Origin of the sequence: Phenylobacterium sp. (genome assembly GCF_030654915.1) — a bacterium.
Classification (GTDB): Bacteria; Pseudomonadota; Alphaproteobacteria; order Caulobacterales; family Caulobacteraceae; genus Phenylobacterium.
Map to the genome: position 1 here is coordinate 1 of NZ_JAURWM010000111.1, position 14,992 is coordinate 14,992.

Annotated in this window: 22 protein-coding genes; 10 read left to right on the forward strand and 12 right to left on the reverse strand. The window is 66.0% G+C overall.

What is annotated here, in order from left to right:
* Positions 1–542 (forward strand): methyl-accepting chemotaxis protein (locus Q7T84_RS05800; protein ID WP_304806802.1); only part of this gene is annotated, 542 nt, incomplete at its 5' end.
* Positions 542–997 carry a chemotaxis protein CheW gene (locus Q7T84_RS05805; RefSeq protein ID WP_304806803.1) on the forward strand — a complete coding sequence of 152 codons (456 nt, stop codon included), beginning with the start codon at positions 542–544 and terminating at the stop codon, positions 995–997. The genes Q7T84_RS05800 and Q7T84_RS05805, both read left to right, overlap by 1 nt.
* A 161-nt stretch (positions 998–1,158) precedes the next feature.
* Here Q7T84_RS05805 and Q7T84_RS05810 read toward each other — a convergent pair whose 3' ends face one another.
* The 3 genes from Q7T84_RS05810 to Q7T84_RS05820 all read right to left on the reverse strand — a co-directional run bounded on the left by Q7T84_RS05810 (position 1,159) and on the right by Q7T84_RS05820 (position 2,786).
* On the reverse strand, positions 1,159–1,572 hold the full coding sequence (locus tag Q7T84_RS05810) for a DoxX family protein (protein ID WP_304806804.1): 414 nt from the start codon (positions 1,570–1,572) through the stop codon (positions 1,159–1,161).
* Positions 1,573–1,595: 23 nt separating this feature from the next.
* Positions 1,596–2,006: a glyoxalase/bleomycin resistance/extradiol dioxygenase family protein gene (locus tag Q7T84_RS05815; protein ID WP_304806805.1), complete on the reverse strand. Its 411-nt coding sequence runs from the start codon at positions 2,004–2,006 to the stop codon at positions 1,596–1,598.
* A gap of 102 nt (positions 2,007–2,108) precedes the next feature.
* Positions 2,109–2,786, reverse strand: a complete 678-nt coding sequence (locus tag Q7T84_RS05820) for a hypothetical protein (protein WP_304806806.1) — start codon at positions 2,784–2,786, stop codon at positions 2,109–2,111.
* A 288-nt stretch (positions 2,787–3,074) separates the two neighbouring features.
* Between Q7T84_RS05820 and Q7T84_RS05825 the strand changes: the two genes are divergently transcribed.
* Together Q7T84_RS05825 and Q7T84_RS05830 are read left to right on the forward strand one after the other, a co-directional pair.
* Positions 3,075–3,863: a THxN family PEP-CTERM protein gene (locus tag Q7T84_RS05825; RefSeq protein WP_304806807.1), complete on the forward strand. Its 789-nt coding sequence runs from the start codon at positions 3,075–3,077 to the stop codon at positions 3,861–3,863.
* Positions 3,864–4,082: 219 nt separating this feature from the next.
* On the forward strand, positions 4,083–4,796 hold the full coding sequence (locus Q7T84_RS05830; protein WP_304806808.1) for a PEPxxWA-CTERM sorting domain-containing protein: 714 nt from the start codon (positions 4,083–4,085) through the stop codon (positions 4,794–4,796).
* 67 nt (positions 4,797–4,863) lie between these two features.
* Here Q7T84_RS05830 and Q7T84_RS05835 read toward each other — a convergent pair whose 3' ends face one another.
* The 4 genes from Q7T84_RS05835 to Q7T84_RS05850 all read right to left on the reverse strand — a co-directional run bounded on the left by Q7T84_RS05835 (position 4,864) and on the right by Q7T84_RS05850 (position 8,438).
* Complete coding sequence (locus tag Q7T84_RS05835; protein WP_304806809.1) at positions 4,864–6,123, reverse strand: RNA polymerase sigma factor; 1,260 nt, start codon at positions 6,121–6,123, stop codon at positions 4,864–4,866.
* Complete coding sequence (locus Q7T84_RS05840) at positions 6,120–6,485, reverse strand: YciI family protein (protein ID WP_304806810.1); 366 nt, start codon at positions 6,483–6,485, stop codon at positions 6,120–6,122. Before Q7T84_RS05840 ends, Q7T84_RS05835 begins: the two co-directional genes overlap by 4 nt.
* Before the next feature lie 87 nt (positions 6,486–6,572).
* A complete protein-coding gene (locus Q7T84_RS05845) occupies positions 6,573–7,322 on the reverse strand; it encodes a LytTR family DNA-binding domain-containing protein (RefSeq protein ID WP_304806811.1) in 750 nt (249 codons plus the stop codon).
* Between the two features lie 3 nt (positions 7,323–7,325).
* The gene (locus Q7T84_RS05850; protein ID WP_304806812.1) at positions 7,326–8,438 is read right to left on the reverse strand and encodes a sensor histidine kinase; all 1,113 of its coding nucleotides are present in this window, start codon (positions 8,436–8,438) and stop codon (positions 7,326–7,328) included.
* A gap of 229 nt (positions 8,439–8,667) precedes the next feature.
* Between Q7T84_RS05850 and Q7T84_RS05855 the strand changes: the two genes are divergently transcribed.
* Complete coding sequence (locus tag Q7T84_RS05855; protein WP_304806813.1) at positions 8,668–9,252, forward strand: spermidine synthase; 585 nt, start codon at positions 8,668–8,670, stop codon at positions 9,250–9,252.
* Here Q7T84_RS05855 and arsB read toward each other — a convergent pair.
* From arsB to Q7T84_RS05870, 3 genes are read right to left on the reverse strand one after another with little or no spacing between them, the layout of a single operon-like run.
* Positions 9,227–10,348: an ACR3 family arsenite efflux transporter gene (gene arsB / locus Q7T84_RS05860; protein WP_304806814.1), complete on the reverse strand. Its 1,122-nt coding sequence runs from the start codon at positions 10,346–10,348 to the stop codon at positions 9,227–9,229. The genes Q7T84_RS05855 and arsB overlap by 26 nt on opposite strands.
* Positions 10,345–10,860 (reverse strand): arsenate reductase ArsC, encoded by a 516-nt coding sequence (locus tag Q7T84_RS05865; RefSeq protein WP_304806815.1) that lies wholly within the window; start codon positions 10,858–10,860, stop codon positions 10,345–10,347. Before Q7T84_RS05865 ends, arsB begins: the two co-directional genes overlap by 4 nt.
* A 10-nt stretch (positions 10,861–10,870) precedes the next feature.
* Positions 10,871–11,203, reverse strand: coding sequence for a helix-turn-helix transcriptional regulator (locus tag Q7T84_RS05870; RefSeq protein ID WP_304806816.1), 333 nt, complete (start codon positions 11,201–11,203; stop codon positions 10,871–10,873).
* 58 nt (positions 11,204–11,261) lie between these two features.
* Here Q7T84_RS05870 and arsH point away from each other — a divergent pair, with 58 nt between their 5' ends.
* The 5 genes from arsH to Q7T84_RS05895 all read left to right on the forward strand — a co-directional run bounded on the left by arsH (position 11,262) and on the right by Q7T84_RS05895 (position 13,707).
* Positions 11,262–11,981, forward strand: a complete 720-nt coding sequence (arsH, locus tag Q7T84_RS05875) for an arsenical resistance protein ArsH (RefSeq protein ID WP_304806817.1) — start codon at positions 11,262–11,264, stop codon at positions 11,979–11,981.
* Between the two features lie 281 nt (positions 11,982–12,262).
* Complete coding sequence (locus Q7T84_RS05880) at positions 12,263–12,472, forward strand: cold-shock protein (RefSeq protein WP_056735274.1); 210 nt, start codon at positions 12,263–12,265, stop codon at positions 12,470–12,472.
* 127 nt (positions 12,473–12,599) lie between these two features.
* Positions 12,600–12,869, forward strand: a complete 270-nt coding sequence (infA, locus tag Q7T84_RS05885; RefSeq protein ID WP_056735275.1) for a translation initiation factor IF-1 — start codon at positions 12,600–12,602, stop codon at positions 12,867–12,869.
* Between the two features lie 5 nt (positions 12,870–12,874).
* On the forward strand, positions 12,875–13,069 hold the full coding sequence (locus Q7T84_RS05890) for a hypothetical protein (protein WP_304806818.1): 195 nt from the start codon (positions 12,875–12,877) through the stop codon (positions 13,067–13,069).
* Positions 13,070–13,254: 185 nt separating this feature from the next.
* Entirely contained in the window at positions 13,255–13,707 is a 453-nt protein-coding gene (locus Q7T84_RS05895) for an SgcJ/EcaC family oxidoreductase (RefSeq protein WP_304806819.1), read from the forward strand.
* Here Q7T84_RS05895 and Q7T84_RS05900 read toward each other — a convergent pair.
* The gene (locus Q7T84_RS05900; protein ID WP_304806820.1) at positions 13,704–14,075 is read right to left on the reverse strand and encodes a PRC-barrel domain-containing protein; all 372 of its coding nucleotides are present in this window, start codon (positions 14,073–14,075) and stop codon (positions 13,704–13,706) included. The two genes, Q7T84_RS05895 and Q7T84_RS05900, sit on opposite strands and share 4 nt — an antisense overlap.
* Before the next feature lie 143 nt (positions 14,076–14,218).
* Positions 14,219–14,929, reverse strand: coding sequence for an HAD family hydrolase (locus Q7T84_RS05905; protein ID WP_304806821.1), 711 nt, complete (start codon positions 14,927–14,929; stop codon positions 14,219–14,221).
* Between the last annotated feature and the right edge of the window lie 63 nt (positions 14,930–14,992).

Genomic DNA, 14,992 nt, shown 5'->3' on the forward strand with positions numbered 1-14,992 from the left:
CCGCGCGCGCCGGGGAAGCTGGCCGAGGTTTCGCGGTCGTCGCCTCCGAGGTGCGTGCCCTGGCCCAACGCTCGGCCGAGGCGGCCAAGGAGATCAAGGCGCTGATCTCGGCCTCGACCGCGCAGGTGAGCTCCGGCGTCGAACTGGTGGGCAAGACCGGCCAGGCGCTGCAGCGGATCGTCGCCGAGGTGGCCAAGATCACCGAACTGGTGACCGAGATCGCCGCCTCGGCCCAGGAGCAGGCCGTGGGCTTGGGTCAGGTCAACACCGCCATCAACGAGATGGACCAGATGACCCAGCAGAACGCCGCCATGGTCGAGGAATCGACGGCGGCGAGCCATGCCTTGGCCCATCAGGCCGGCGAGCTGGACCAACTGATGGACGAGTTCGAGATCGGCGAGGCGAGGGCCAGAGCGCGGGCCGAGCCGCCGCGTCGCGGCCCCGCGCCCCGCGGCGGGCCGGCCCGTGGCCCGATCTCTCTGGGCGGGGCGGCGCGCAAACTGCAAGCGGTCCCGTCGACCGACAGCTGGGAAGAGTTCTAATGGCCGATCACATGAACTCGGCCGCCGCGGAGCTGATCAGCGTGCGCATCGGCGGGCAGCAGTTCGCGCTCGACATCATGGCGGTACGGGAGATCCGCGGCTGGAGCGCCTCGACCCCGGTGCCCCATGCGCCGTCCTATGTGGTGGGGATGATCAATCTGCGCGGCGTGGTGCTGGCGGTTGTCGATCTGAGCGCTCGGCTGGGGCTGGGGGCCTGTCAGCCGGACTCCTCGTCGGTGGTGGTGGTGGCCCATATCAACGACGTGCCGGTGGGGCTGCTCGTCGACGCGGTCTGCGACATCATCGCGGTGACCGAGGACATGGTGCAGCCGCCGCCCGGGGTTGGAACCGACGAAGTGCGCGAGTTCGTGCAGGGGATCATCTCCACCGACGAGGGTATCGTGACGCTGCTGTGCCTGGACCAGGTGCTGCCGGTGGTGCGGGCGGCGGCCTAGAAACCCGACCACTCCGCGGCCATGATCGGCCCTCACCGTCAGGCTCCCAGCAGGTGAAAGTCTCAATCCCGCGCGGAGCAGGTCATGAAGGTTGCTCCGGGGCGGGAGCGCGCCGCCCAAGCTCGGATCCGACGAAGCGGCCGTGGCGGCCGGCGCTTTTCCTAGCGCCGGACGGGGAAGATGGCGCGCAGCCTCGCGTCGCGCAGATAGAGGCCGCCCCAGATCGCCGCGCCTAGATAGACGCCAAATAGGGTGTGGGAGAGCAGGGGATCGCCGATCCGCAGGTGGCTGGCGATGGCGCCGCCCATGACCGCCGTCAGCAGCACCGCGCCCAGCACCGCCGTTCGCGGGAAGACGTAGAGCAGCAGGCAGATCAGCTCGATCGCCCCGATCGTCGGGCCGAGCGCGGCGGGGTAGCCGAGCTGGTCCAGGCTATCGCGGACGACCTGCAGGTCGATCAGCTTGATGACCGTGTCGAAGGTCATGAAGGCGACGACCAGGCCGGTCAGGATGCGGCCCGCCCAGAGCATCAGTTTAGGGGTTGAGGCGGACGCGGTGTCGGTGATGGTGACCATGGGGGCTTCCAACTGGGCGAGGGTCAGGGCTTGGGGGACTGGCCGAGCGACCAGTTGACGCCGAAGGGGTCGCGCAGCGTGCCGTAACGGTCGCCCCAGAACATGTCGGCCACCGGCATGACCGGGGTCGCGCCGGCCTCGACAGCGCGCTTCCACCAAGCGTCGATGTCGTCGACCTGGAGGTGCATGGTGAAGGAGTGGGAGGGCTGGTGCGGGTAGCCTTCCTCGGGCCAGCAATCGCTCATCAGCAACGGGCCGCCGTTGATCTGCAGATGGCAGTGCATCAGGCGCTTGCCGTCTTCCGCCGGCATCCGCATCAGTTCCTGGGCGCCGAAAGCCTTTTGATAGAAGGCCGAGGCGTCGCTGGCGCCCTGGACGTTGATGTAGGGAGTTACACCCGTCACGGTCGGCGGGGTCATGGTTTCGCTGGCCATTGTTTCCGTCCTTCGAGTCGTCGCAGTCCGTGCTGCAGATGACCCAAGGACGAACGAGGTTGCGTGGTCCCGACAAGGGGGCGCGACTTTTCCGACCGTGAACTAGACCTTGTCGAGGGCGGCGATCGCCTGCCCGCGCAGGGCGATGAACTGGGCGGCCAGGTCGTGCGCCAGGTAGATGTCGCGTCGCCGCGTCCAGGGCTGGCCTGAGAGGGCGTCGTAGGCGGAGGGTAGCTCGACCTCGGCGGCGACGTGCGCGTCCATTCCGTGACGGCGCGAAATCTGGACGCAGCGTTTGGCGTGGTCCTTGTGCGCGACGATGGCGACCGTTCCCATTGCGGCGTCCGCGCCACCTTCCTGGCGCATGACCTCGGCGGCGACCCCGTCGGTCGATAGGTATTCGAGCGATCCGTCGGGCGCGAAGACCGGTTCGATGGAGACCACGTCGGCCATTCCGGGCTGGCCGGCCAGGAAGCGGGCGATCTCCCACTGGGCATAGATCTTGACGGGTTTCAGCCGATGGATCGCCCGCACCGCCTGCGCCAGCGCTTCGTTCACCGGGCCGGGATCGGCCAGGTCGTTTGGCCCGGCGCTCTCGCGCGGGCGATTGCCAAAGCCATAGGCCACGATCCGGGTGATCTGGGCGGCGGGGATTTGAGATGGTCGCCAGCTCAAGGCGATGTCGAGGATCTGATGGGTCAAACGCGCCGCGGCTTGTGTCTCGCCGAGTTCCTCGGTCAGCCGCTGTTCAAGCAGGTCCTGCAGTTCGCTCGTCGCCATGATTGTCCCCTGGATGCTGGTTTAGATGACCGGTCCGCCAATAGTCGGCAAGCATGCGTCGGGCGCGCGCCCTGAATTTCCTGCCATGTGAGTCATCGCTGCGCTGATGCTCGTAATACAATTTGTGATTTGCAGTCCGTACTAGGGGATTTGCGTGATGTCGGAATGTAAAATTTCGCCTGCAAGAAGAAAAAACGAAACAGCTAATGTATTGTGATCAACGAATATTTGACGTCTGAATTCGTGGCCGTTATTGGCGCTGTTAGGGCTGATTAACGGGGAATTAACATGAAGAATATCGGTGTTGCTGCGCGGGCTTTCGCGATTTCGGCATTTGCTTTGACGACGGTTCTGGCTGCGCCCGCGGCCGCCGCGACGGTGTCATTCGAGAACGTCCGGGGGGCTTGGTCCAATGCGATCGGATCGAGCGCGACCTATTCGAACAACGACAGCGCCAACGCCCAGGTGCGTTGGGGTGTCCCGCAGGGGTACGGCCAGAGCGGCTACAACTTCATCGGATCGGACTTCGGCCCGATCAGCGTGACCTCGCCGTATTCGTCGGGCGCGTTCACCATGGGCGAGTTCCAGCATCTGAATTTCCCGATCAGCTCGGGAACCTCGATCAGCGGGATCACCTTGCTGTTCACGGCTGAAGTCGTCGTCGACAACGTCAATCTCGGCGACCGCACCTTCACCTACAACTTCACCCACTTCGAGACGCCGAACCAGGATTCCACCTGCGCGAACGGTGGGGCGAACAACAGCGGCATTAACGTCAATGGTTGCGCCGACCGGGTGAAGATGAACTTCAATGCGAGTTCCGACACCTTCATGATCGGCGCGGACACCTACACCTTGGATATCGCCGGCTTCCTGGTGGGCGGCAATCCGAGCGACGGCTTCTGGACCAAGGAGCAGGCCAGCAACAGCGCCTTCATCCAAGGCAAGATCAACCTCTACAGTCTGGCGGCCGGCGTTCCCGAGCCCTCGACCTGGGCGATGATGATCATCGGCTTCGGCGCGGCCGGGTCGATGGTCCGCAGCAACCGCCGCCGGAACGTGCTTGGCGCCGCCTGACCAAGCCAACTGATCGAACGGCATCGGCCCGCTCCCATCACCCGGGGGCGGGCCTCTCGGCTTTTTGCCCCTGTGAAGGGAGACTGGCGCGAAGGATTTCGCCCGTTCGGCGAATTGTTAACGGCGGTTCACAAGTCGCCGTTCGCACCTTTTGATTGTGGTGATCGGCCTAGCTATTGGGAGTGTGGCTTGTCCCGATTCGGGACCGCGCGGGCGAGGGTGAACCTCTCCAAGCGTACGATCAATCGAGGGGAATATTCCGTGAAACTCAAACTACTCATGGCGGGCGTTTTAGCCGCCCTCACGACCGCCGGGTCGGCGAACGCCGCCACCGAACTGGTCGTCAACGGTGGGTTCACGGGCAGTATCGGGAGGGGAGTAGCCACCGTTTCCACTGTCAGCGCCACCCAGATTGCCGGTTGGACGGTGCTCACCAACTATGTCGATTGGTCCAACAGCGCATGGCAGTCGTCGGATGGTGACGGCTATAGCCTTGATCTCATCGGAGGTTTCGGTCGCGGTGTCATCGCCCAGACCATCGCGACCCAGGCGGGACGGACCTACAACCTGACGTTCGACATTTCCGGCAATCCCGACATGTATCGTGACGCTGGGCGTTTCATCACCGTCAGTGCGGGCGGCGCTGAGATCGGCGCGACCCAATATGTGCTAAGTTCGGCTAACAGCCGGCAGAACATGTTGTGGACGTCGCGTAGTATGTCGTTCGTCGCGACCGGCGCGTTCACCCAGATCGTCTTCACCGGCACGAGCGACGACCCCGCCAACTGCTGTTGGGGCGCCGCGCTCGACAATGTTTCGGTCATGGCGGCGGTGCCCGAACCAGCCACCTGGGCGATGATGATCATCGGCTTTGGCGCGGTGGGCTCCATGGTGCGGACGTCGCGCCGCCGGAACGCTTTCAGCGCGGCCTGATCCGGCTATCCAATCTGAGCGAACAGCCCGTCTCCGGCCTGGGAGGCGGGCTTTTTCTTGAGCGCTGTCAGCGGGCGCCGGCCTCGGCGTCCTTGGCTAACCGGTCCAGGTGCAGGCGGATGTGGGCGGCCTCGGCGGCGGTTCCGGCCAGGGCGATGGCGCGGTCGAAGGCTTCGTGGGCTTCGCGGCCTCGGCCAAGCTGCATCAGGAAGCCGCCCTTGGCGCCGTAGAAGTAGAAGTAGCCGGCCAGGGGCTGGGCCAAGGGCTCGATCATGGCGAGCGCGGCCTGCGGTCCGGCCACCTTGCTGACCGCCACGGCCCGGTTGAGGGTCACGACGGGGGAGGGCGTCATGCGTTCCAGCGTCGCGTAGAGGGCGTCGATCTGACGCCAGTCGGTGTCCTGCGCGCGGGGCGCCCGGTCGTGCAGGGCGGCGATGGCGGCCTGGACCTGATAGGGGCCGGGGGCTGCGTGGCGCAGGGCCTTGTCGAGGAGGGCCAGGCCCTCGGCGATCATGGCCCGGTTCCAAAGGGTGCGGTCCTGGTCTTCCAACAGGATCAACTCGCCGCTGGGGGCGAAGCGGGCGCCGGCGCGGGCGTGCTGCAACAGCATCAGAGCGGTCAGGCCCATGACCTCCGGTTCAGTCTTGAACAGGCGCAGCAGCAAGCGGCCCAGGCGGATGGCTTCCTGCGCGAAGGGCGCCTTGCGGTCGGCCTCCTCGCCGGTCGAGGAATAGCCTTCGTTGAAGATCAGGTAGACGACGGCGGTCACGGCGGCGAGGCGTTCGGCGCGCTCGGCCGGGCCGGGGGTTTCGAAGGCGACCTTGGCCTGGCCGATGCGGGCCTTGGCGCGGGTGATCCGCTGCTCCATGGCGCTTTCGCCGACCAGGAAGGCGCGGGCGATTTGCCCCACCGACAGGCCGCAGACGATGCGCAGCGCCACGGCCACCTGCTGCACCGCCGGAAGGCCTGGATGGCAGCAGATGAACAGCAGTCGCAGGATGTCGTCGCGGTAGTCGGCGCCGTCCAGCCGCTCGGCCAGAGGCGCCTCGACGTCGTCGAGGTCGGAGATCGCATCCTCGGAGGGCAGGGCCTGCTGCTTGGACCTGCGGCGCGCGGCGTCGATGCCGCTGTTGCGGCCCACCATGATCAGCCAGGCGGTCGGATCACGCGGCGGGCCGTTGACCGGCCAGTTCTTCAACGCCCGCAGGCAGGCGTCCTGAAACGCCTCCTCGGCGGTGTCGAGGTCGCGGAAGTAGCGCAGGAGGGCGCCGAGCGCCTGGGGACGCGCGGAGATAAGGGCCGCATCGATCCAGGCGGGGTCGCTCATTTGATCTCTATTCCGGGCTGATAAATGTTGATCGGCCGTAGCTCATAGGCGCCACCGGGATTGGCCTTGCCGAGGTCGCGGGCGACCTGCAGGGCCGCCTCGAGGTCAGTCACGTCGATGATGTAGAAGCCGAGCAGCTGTTCCTTGGTCTCGGCGAACGGGCCGTCGATCACCAGGTCCTGGGACTTGCGCAGGGTGGTGGCGGTGGTGGTCGGCATCAGCCGGATGGCCGGGCCCAGCAGCTTGTCGGCATAGAGCTGATCATGGACCAGCTGGAGCTTGGCCATGACGGCGGCGTCCTCGTCCTGGGTCCAGGAGGTGGTGACGGCTTCGTCGTTGTAGCAAAGGATGGCGTAGAGCATTTGGGTTCTCGTTCTCCCTAAGGACGGACGAGTATGCCCGCTCCCGACAGGGGGCTGCAAATTTGGTGGAGGCGCCGGGCGGCGGCCTCAACCCCGGTGGAGGGCTAGGCGTTCGGTGACGGTGTTCACGTAGGACGGGCCGACGGCGACGTTGACGCCGTCTTGCAGCACCAGGGAGATCAGGCCCTTGCCCAGGCGTTTGATCTCGGCGACGCGGGCGGGCCGCACGAAGGCCGAGCGGTGGACGCGGGTCAGTTCGGCCGGGCTCAGCTTGCGCTCCAGGGCGTTCATGGTGGAGCGGTGGATGTGGCTGCGGGTGGCGGTGTGCAGCAGCACATAGTCCTTGGCCGCCTCGATCCAGTCGATCTCGGAGAGCGGCACCCGCACGAAGCCGGTGCGAACCTGAACCCAGAAGCCGTCGGGATCTTCGTCGGCCGGCGCGGCGAGGGCGTCCTCGGCGCGCGCGAAGGCGGCGCGATGGGCCTTGCGGCGGCGAGCACGTTCAATGGCCTGGCGCAGGCGGTCGAAGCGCACGGGCTTGAGCAGGTAGTCGGCGGCCTCTACCTCGAAGGCGTCGGCGGCGTAGAGCTCGAAGGCGGTGACGAAGACGATCTCCGGGCGTTCTTCCAGGGGAAGGGCGGCGGCCACGGCCAAGCCGCTGGCCTCGGGCATCTGGATGTCGAGCAGCACGAGGTCGGGGTGCAGGGCGGCGATCGCCTGGGTCGCCTCGCGGCCGTTGCGGGCGGTTCCTACCACGGTCACGTCCGGCGCCTGGGCCAGCAGGGCGCTTAGGCGTTCGAGCGCCGAGGGCTCGTCATCGACCAGGAGGATACGCATGGGTCAGGCGGCCTGTGACAGGGTCTTGGCCGACGGCCACTGCAGGGGCAGGCGGATCATGGCGAGAAAGCCGCGCGCCAGGGGCGTGGCCTGCAAGGTGCCGCGAGGCCCGTAGAGGGTGTCGAGCCGCAGGCGGATGTTGCGCAGGCCAAGGCCCGCGCCGGGGCGGACCTCGCCGTCGCCGCCCTCGCCGTCGTCCTGGACCAGGATCACCAGGTCCTCGGCGTCGCGGTTGATCTCCAGCCGGATGGTGACGGTCTCGCTGGTCGGGGCGACGCCGTGCTTGATGGCGTTCTCGATCAGCGGCTGCAGCAGGAAGCTGGGGATCAGGGCGCCGCGCAGGTCGTCGGGGCAGACGAACTCCAGGGCCAGCCGCTCGCGGAAGCGGACGCTTTCGATCTCCAGATAGGCCTGGAGAGTGGCGAGTTCATCTTCCAGCGGGATCATCGCCTCGGGATCGGTGACCAGGGTCACGCGCAGGAAATCGGCCAGCTTGGAGAGCATGCTCTCGGCCTCGTCGGTGCGATGGGTGATGACGGCGGCCGAGACCGCGTTCAGCGTATTGAACAGGAAGTGCGGGTTGAGCTGATAGCGAAGGGCGGCCAGCCGGGCGGCGCTGGCCGCGGCGTTGGCCTCGCTGGCGGCGGTGCGCGCGGCGGCGAGCTGGAGTTCGCGCTCGCGCACCGTCCAGTTGGCCTGCAGCGTCAGATAGATCGCCCCCAGCATGCCGAAGATCCAGATGAAGGCGACGATGTTGACGCAGGCGCGGATCCAGATCGGCACGCTGGACAGCTTGCCGTCCGGTTCGAAGACCCGCCGGATCAGGTCCATCAGCGCGACATCGACGAAGCCGAGAAAGGCGGCGGCGGCCACGGCGGCGGCGGCGATGGTCGCGACCCGGATCAGCGCGGGCCGGTGACGGGTGCGCAGGGCGGCCTGATAAAGGCCGATCGAGGCGAGGGAGCCGAACAGGTTCATCGCCACGACGGTGGCCAGAACGCGGCCGGTCATCGACTCGTTGACCAGGGCGTGGGTCGCCGAGAACAGCACGCCCGAGAGCAGCCAGACGCCGAGGGTCAGCCATGCCGCCTGGCGGGTTTCGTCGGTCTTGAACATGCGCGTCCTCCGCCGCAGCCAGGGGTATCCTAGCGCAGCTTGGGCGAGCAGGCTTCCACTCTGGTCGCCCCGATGTCGCGGTTGGTCGATGGCGGCGGACGTTCTAGTTAAGCGCAGCGGCTGAAAAGGTGAGGTTTTCTTGATTCCCTGGGTCCATCTCGGTTCCGCGCAGGTTCCCGACAGCGAGACTGAACTTCGCCTCATGCGGCGAGGCGAGGAGTTCTCGATCATGTCCGGCGGCATCGAGCTGATGAACAGCCGCATGAGCAATTCGGAGAAGGTGCTGGCCAGCGCGGCCTGCGAGCGATTGGCTGGACGCAAGGGCGTGCGGATGCTGATCGGCGGGCTGGGGATGGGCTTCACCCTGCGCGCGGCCCTGGCCGACTTGCCGGCGGAGGCGCAGGTGGTGGTGGCCGAGCTGGTCCCGGCGGTGGTCGCCTGGGCGCGCGGACCGATGGCGCACATCTTCGAGGGCAGCCTGGAGGACCCGCGTGTCAGTGTCGAGGAGACTGACGTCGGCCAGCTGATCGGCGAGGCGAGCGGCGCCTATGACGCGATCTTGCTGGATGTCGACAACGGCCCTGGCGGATTGAGCCGCGAGGAGAACGACAGCCTCTATTCGGTGGACGGCCTGCGGGCCGCGGCCAAGGCCCTGAAGCCCGGCGGATTGCTGGCGGTCTGGTCCTCGGGACCCAGCAACGAGTTCGCCAAGCGGCTGCGGACCACCGGCTATCAGGTCGAGGAGGTCCGCGCCCACGCCAACCGCAAGGGCAAGGGCGCGCGGCACGTCATCTGGATCGCGACGCGGCCTTAGAACCTCGGGCCGCGACGCGCCGCACCGCCGGGCCGCGTTCGTACCAGGACTTGCTGGCGTTCACGATGGCGACCACCGACAGCATCACCGGCACCTCGATCAGCACGCCGACCACGGTGGCCAGGGCCGCGCCGGACTTGAAGCCGAACAGGCTGATCGCGGCGGCGACGGCCAGTTCGAAGAAGTTGCTGGCGCCGATCAGGGCCGAGGGGCCGGCGACGCAATGGGCCTCGCCGGTCATGCGGTTCAGCAGATAGGCGAGGCCGGAGTTGAAATAGACCTGGATGAGGATCGGCACGGCCAGCATGGCGATGATCGCCGGCTGGGCGATGATCTGCTCGCCCTGAAAACCGAACAGCAGGATGAGGGTGGCGAGCAACGCCGCCAGGGCCAGGGGCGATATGGCGCCGAGCAGGCGTTGCAGGCCAGCCTCCCCGCCGCGCTTCAGGACCGCGGCCCGCAGCAGCTGGGCGAGGATGACCGGCGCCACGATGTAGAGCCCGACCGAGAGCAGCAGCGTCTGCCAGGGGACGGTGATCGCCGAGAGGCCGAGCAGCAGGCCGACGATGGGGGCGAAGGCGACGACCATGATGGCGTCGTTCAGCGCCACCTGGCTGAGCGTGAAGTTGGGCTCGCCCTTCGTCAAGTTGCTCCAGACGAAGACCATGGCGGTGCAGGGCGCGGCGGCCAGGATGATCAGGCCGGCGATGTAGCTCTCGATCTCGGCGGCCGGCAGGTAGGGGCGGAACAGGTAGCCGATGAAGAAGGCGCCCAGCGCCGCCATCGAAAACGGCTTCACCGCCCAGTTGATGAACAGGGTGACGCCGATGCCGCGCCAGTGCCGCCGGACCGCGCCCAAGGCCCCGAAGTCGATCTTCATCAACATCGGGATGATCATCAGCCAGATCAGCACCGCCATCGGCAGATTGACCTTGGCGATCTCGGCCGCGCCGATCGCCTCGAAGGCGGTCGGGAACAGATGGCCAAGGCCGACGCCGACCACGATGCAGAGCGCCACCCAAAGTGTCAGGTAGCGCTCGAACCGCGACATGGGCGCCGGTTCCGGCGGAGCAGAGGCGACGAGCCCCTCGCTCACGAGGCGCGCTCAGGCGTGTCGGCGGCTTCGTGGATCTCGCGCAATCTGGTCTGCAGCGAGAGCTGGTCGATGGTGTCGTGCGGCAGGCTTAGGAACAGGCGGATGCGGGTCCCGAGCTGGCGAGCGGCCTCGGCGAAGGCCGCGGCGATCTCCGCCTCGGTCCCTTCAGCGGCGGCGGGATCGGGTATGCCCCAATGGGCGGTCATCGGCTGGCCTGGCCAGATCGGGCAGACCTCGCCCGCGGCGTTGTCGCAGACGGTGATCACGAAATCCAAGGGCGGCGCGCCGGGCTTGGCGAACTCGTCCCATGACTTGGATCGGAAGTCGGAGGCGTTGAAGCCGAGGGCCGCGACCAGCGAGAGCGCATGTGGATTGACTTCGCCCTTGGGCATGGAGCCGGCGGAGTAGGCCTTGAAGCGGCCGCCGCCCTCCTTGTTGAGCACCGCCTCGGCGATGATCGAGCGGGCGGAGTTGCCGGTGCAAAGGAAGAGCAGATTGTAGGTTTTCGACACGGTGGGGCCTCTAGCAGCAGACGTCGGCGATTTTGAAAAGAGGGGCGCAGATCTCGGGGGAGCCGCCGCAGCAGTCCTCGACCAGGAAGCCCAGCAACTCACGCATGGCGTCGTACTGGGCTCGGTAGATGATCGAGCGGCCGTCGCGGACCGAGGTCACCAGGCCGGCGTGGCTCAGGATGTTGAGATTGGCCGACAGGGTGTTGGGCAGCATGTCCAGGCGCCGGGCCAGTTCGCCGGCCGCCAGGCCCTCGCCGCCGGCCTGCACCAGCAGCCTGAAGGCCGCGAGACGTCCTTCGTGGGCGAGTGCGGCCAGACTTGCGACAGCGCTTTTCGTTTCCATATTTCCAGTATATTCGAAATATGTAACGGTTGGAAGACACCGAGCCAGTGAGAGTTTCGTGACCGATTTCCCCGCCCTAAGCCCTGAGTTCCTGTCGCAGCCAGCCGCCGAGCGGCTTGAGCCGGGCGCGATGTCTAGCCATCCGCCGCGCATCCTGTTGCTCTACGGATCGCTGCGGGAGCGTTCGTTCAGCCGCCTGGTGACGGAGGAGGCCGCGCGCATCCTGCAAAGCCTGGGGGCCGAGACGCGCATCTTTGATCCGCATGGCTTGCCGTTGCCCGACGGGGCGGGCGCCGACCATCCGAAGGTCCAGGAACTGCGGGCGTTGTCGATGTGGTCGGAGGGCCAGGTCTGGTGCAGCCCCGAGCGGCACGGGGCGATCACCGGGGTCATGAAGAGCCAGATCGACTGGATCCCGCTGGAACTCGGCAGCGTGCGGCCGACCCAGGGCCGAACCTTGGCGGTGATGCAGGTCAGCGGCGGCTCGCAGTCGTTCAACGCGGTCAACACCCTGCGCCTGCTGGGCCGCTGGATGCGGATGATCACCATTCCCAACCAGTCCTCGGTGGCGATGGCCTGGAAGGAATTTGGCGAGGACGACCGGATGAAGCCCTCGGCCTATTACGACAGGGTGGTGGACGTGATGGAGGAGTTGGTGAAGTTCACGCTGCTGACCCGCGACCGCGCCGATTACCTGGTCGATCGCTATAGCGAGCGGAAGGCCAGCGGGCGGGTGAGCGAGGTGGCGACGCTCGTCGCCGAGGCGATGCGGACCTAGTGGACGGGCGGCTTCCGAGGTCTTGATCTATAGAACTGACTTCAGCTTCTGCTCGCTCCGACCTTAGTTGTCGGGCCGAGCCTACTGCCTAGCTTTCCCGAAAGAATTTGCTTTTCGCGCAAATATAGGATTTAAGGACCCATCGAATATCGTTGTGGTTCGGCCGCTATCCCTCGTTCGCTCTGCGGACATCCGGAACCCGCCTTCGACCCTCTCCGAAATTTTGATCTCTCGGCCGAACTTGGCTCAGAGAATATACTAGACCCGGAAAGGGACTAAAAATGGCTACCGGCGTTGTGAAGTGGTTCAACGGAACCAAGGGCTTTGGCTTCATTCAACCTGATGAAGGTGGAGCGGACGTCTTCGTGCACATTTCGGCCGTTGAGCGTGCCGGCATGGGCACCCTGAACGAAGGCCAAAAGGTCGCGTTCGAACTGGAGCGCGATCAGCGCAGCGGCAAGATGTCCGCGGGCCAGCTCCAGTCCGTCTAAGACGGCGGCAGGCTTCAAGCCTGCACTAAGTTGAGACGGGCCGGCGATTCGCCGGCCCGTTTTTTCGTTTGCCGCGTTATCCTATTTCTACGGGATAAGACGCGGCCTAGCAGAAAGGAGGCCTTGTATGGCCAAGGAAGAGCTCATCGAATTCGACGGGCTGATCATTGAACTGCTGCCAGAGGGCCGGTTCCGCGTGAAGCTCGATAACGATCATGAGATCCTGGCCTACACCGCCGGCAAGATGAAGAAGAACCGAATCCGCTCCTTGGTCGGGGACCGTGTTATCGTCGAGATGACGCCGTATGATCTGACTCGTGGTCGGATTACTTTCCGGCACAAGACCGACGGCCCCCGGGTTGGTGGTGGTCAACGTCCTCCCTTTAGGAAGCGGTGATTATTATGGCTGAAGTCTCTACTGTTGAACGCGCCTACGCTCTGGCCCGCACGGGTCAATTCGCGAGCATCGCGCAACTCAAGACCCGTCTGAAGGAAGAAGGGTGCCGCGCTGTCGACGCCCTGCTCGCCAGCCGGTCCCTGCAAGGTCACCTCAGCGCCATTTGCGCCGCGACCCACCAGGCTCCTGAACACGTCTAGCCGCATTCGCGCGGCTGACTGTCGTCCCGGAAACGCCGCCTAGCGGCTGATCCGGGATTCCCGATGTGCGGGGCGTGGCTATGCTGCGCCCTTTTGCATGTCTGCTCGCCGCCTGTCGGTTCGCCTGACGCCGGTTCGTCCTTGGGGAGGCCCCCCAAGGGGCGCAACCGCCGCAGGAGGCGATCATGACGATGCAGACTGAGCAAACCCGTGCCGAGCACGAGGTCCGCGCGGTGCTGGACGATTGGGCGCAGGGCCGCCGGACCAAGGACCCCGACCGGGTGCTGGCCCATTTCACCGAGGACGAGGTCCAGTTCGTGATGGCCCCGCCGTTGCAATTCAGCGGCGACAACGCCTGGGGCAAGGACGCGCTCCAGGCCTGGTTCGCCACGTTCGACGGCCCGATCGGGGTTGAGATCGCGCAACTGCGCGTCACCGCCGGCGACGATGTCGCCTTCTGCCATTTCCTGAGCCGGCTCAGCGCCACCGCGGTGAACGGCGGGCCGTTCGCGGTGTGGAACCGGGTGACGCTGGGCCTGCGCAGGATCGGCGGACGCTGGCTGATCGCCCACGTCCATGAGTCCGTGCCGTTCTATATGGATGGCGGCTTCCGCGCGGCGGTCGATCTGACGCCCTAGCGCACGGTCGTCGCCGGAAGGGCCAGCAGGTCCGCGACGCTTTGGTTGGTCTGGACGTCGAACTCGCCCTTGTCATCGGGGTCGACGACGGCGGCCAGGCCGGTCAGCGGAATCCTGACGATGTGGTCGGGCTTCGGATCGTTCTGGTCGATCTCGACGATCAGGGCGACGACGGCGCCGTTGCGATCGATCACCAGCCGCTCGACCTCCCCGATCTCGCGGCCCTTGACGTCGACCAGGTCGGCGTCTTCGAGCTGCAGCCGGGTCAGGCCCAGAGCCACGGGCTTCGCCGCGGCGGGCTGGGCGGCGGCGAGCGACGGAGCAAGGCAAGTCGCCGCGATGAGCGCGGCCAGGGCGATAGACTTCATGGAACTCTCCAGATTACCGGACCCGAACGGCCTGCGAGCCTGAATGGTTCCGCTTGGGGGCGCCTACGTAGAGGCGATGTTCCTTCCACGACTCGCCGTCGGCGAGACTTCCGCATATGGACCCGTTGCGGCCGTTCGCGCGGCTACAAGGGCCGAAGGTAGCCTTGCAAGTCCTCTAGTGAGTTTAGCTGGGTACCGGGCGGGTTACTGTCTCGAGCCGATCCGGTCGGCACCCAGAAGGCACGGAGACCGGCCATTGCCGCCCCCCTCACATCCTGATCTGGGTGATCGCCAACGAACCAGGCCTCGGCTGCGGTGCAACCGAGTTCCCCAAGTGCAAAGTTGAAGATCGAGGACTCTGGCTTCTGCGCGCCTACTTCGGACGAAATCACGATGACGTCCAACAACGGCTCAATGCCAAGTGCGGCGATCTTGCTTCGCTGCATCGCCGAGTCGCCGTTGGTGATCAGTCCCCCCTTGATACGCAGCCGACGCATCGTTTGCAGAAGTTCGATCGCCCCAGGGAACGGCGTTGCAGCCGCACCAAAGCGACTGGTCCAATGATCGAAGAGCACGTGCTCCGATGGCGCTGTCCTCCAAAGCGACGATTTTGCGAGAGCTAGCGCCTGCTTGATTGAACCAAAGTCGTCCGTGGCGAGAAGCGCAGCGTGAACGTCGCTTAAGCTGCAAGAGTGGAGGTGCGCCGAAAAGTCTTCCGCCAGCATCGAAGCGTACTTGGCTAAGCCCGCTGCCCGATTGGCCAGAGTGTCATCTAGATCGAAAATGATAGCCGCTGGGGTCACGGCCTTTGTGTACCCGGAAACTCCCTCGGCCGCTTCACCCCTCAGAGACATTGCGAGGGCTGCTTTCGGGTGCGCGCGGGGCTGGTCAGTCGACCGCCACGATGGTCTCGCCCT

What these genes read in the sequence shown, in the direction of transcription:
- Q7T84_RS05805 (WP_304806803.1), top strand. Translation starts at nt 542, where the DNA reads ATGGCCGATCACATGAACTCGGCCGCCGCGGAGCTGATCAGCGTGCGC.
- Q7T84_RS05810 (WP_304806804.1), bottom strand. Translation starts at nt 1,572, where the DNA reads ATGGTCACCATCACCGACACCGCGTCCGCCTCAACCCCTAAACTGATG.
- Q7T84_RS05815 (WP_304806805.1), bottom strand. Translation starts at nt 2,006, where the DNA reads ATGGCCAGCGAAACCATGACCCCGCCGACCGTGACGGGTGTAACTCCC.
- Q7T84_RS05820 (WP_304806806.1), bottom strand. Translation starts at nt 2,786, where the DNA reads ATGGCGACGAGCGAACTGCAGGACCTGCTTGAACAGCGGCTGACCGAG.
- Q7T84_RS05825 (WP_304806807.1), top strand. Translation starts at nt 3,075, where the DNA reads ATGAAGAATATCGGTGTTGCTGCGCGGGCTTTCGCGATTTCGGCATTT.
- Q7T84_RS05835 (WP_304806809.1), bottom strand. Translation starts at nt 6,123, where the DNA reads ATGAGCGACCCCGCCTGGATCGATGCGGCCCTTATCTCCGCGCGTCCC.
- Q7T84_RS05840 (WP_304806810.1), bottom strand. Translation starts at nt 6,485, where the DNA reads ATGCTCTACGCCATCCTTTGCTACAACGACGAAGCCGTCACCACCTCC.
- Q7T84_RS05845 (WP_304806811.1), bottom strand. Translation starts at nt 7,322, where the DNA reads ATGCGTATCCTCCTGGTCGATGACGAGCCCTCGGCGCTCGAACGCCTA.
- Q7T84_RS05850 (WP_304806812.1), bottom strand. Translation starts at nt 8,438, where the DNA reads ATGTTCAAGACCGACGAAACCCGCCAGGCGGCATGGCTGACCCTCGGC.
- Q7T84_RS05855 (WP_304806813.1), top strand. Translation starts at nt 8,668, where the DNA reads ATGTCCGGCGGCATCGAGCTGATGAACAGCCGCATGAGCAATTCGGAG.
- Q7T84_RS05870 (WP_304806816.1), bottom strand. Translation starts at nt 11,203, where the DNA reads ATGGAAACGAAAAGCGCTGTCGCAAGTCTGGCCGCACTCGCCCACGAA.
- Q7T84_RS05880 (WP_056735274.1), top strand. Translation starts at nt 12,263, where the DNA reads ATGGCTACCGGCGTTGTGAAGTGGTTCAACGGAACCAAGGGCTTTGGC.
- infA (WP_056735275.1), top strand. Translation starts at nt 12,600, where the DNA reads ATGGCCAAGGAAGAGCTCATCGAATTCGACGGGCTGATCATTGAACTG.
- Q7T84_RS05890 (WP_304806818.1), top strand. Translation starts at nt 12,875, where the DNA reads ATGGCTGAAGTCTCTACTGTTGAACGCGCCTACGCTCTGGCCCGCACG.
- Q7T84_RS05895 (WP_304806819.1), top strand. Translation starts at nt 13,255, where the DNA reads ATGACGATGCAGACTGAGCAAACCCGTGCCGAGCACGAGGTCCGCGCG.
- Q7T84_RS05900 (WP_304806820.1), bottom strand. Translation starts at nt 14,075, where the DNA reads ATGAAGTCTATCGCCCTGGCCGCGCTCATCGCGGCGACTTGCCTTGCT.
- Q7T84_RS05905 (WP_304806821.1), bottom strand. Translation starts at nt 14,929, where the DNA reads ATGTCTCTGAGGGGTGAAGCGGCCGAGGGAGTTTCCGGGTACACAAAG.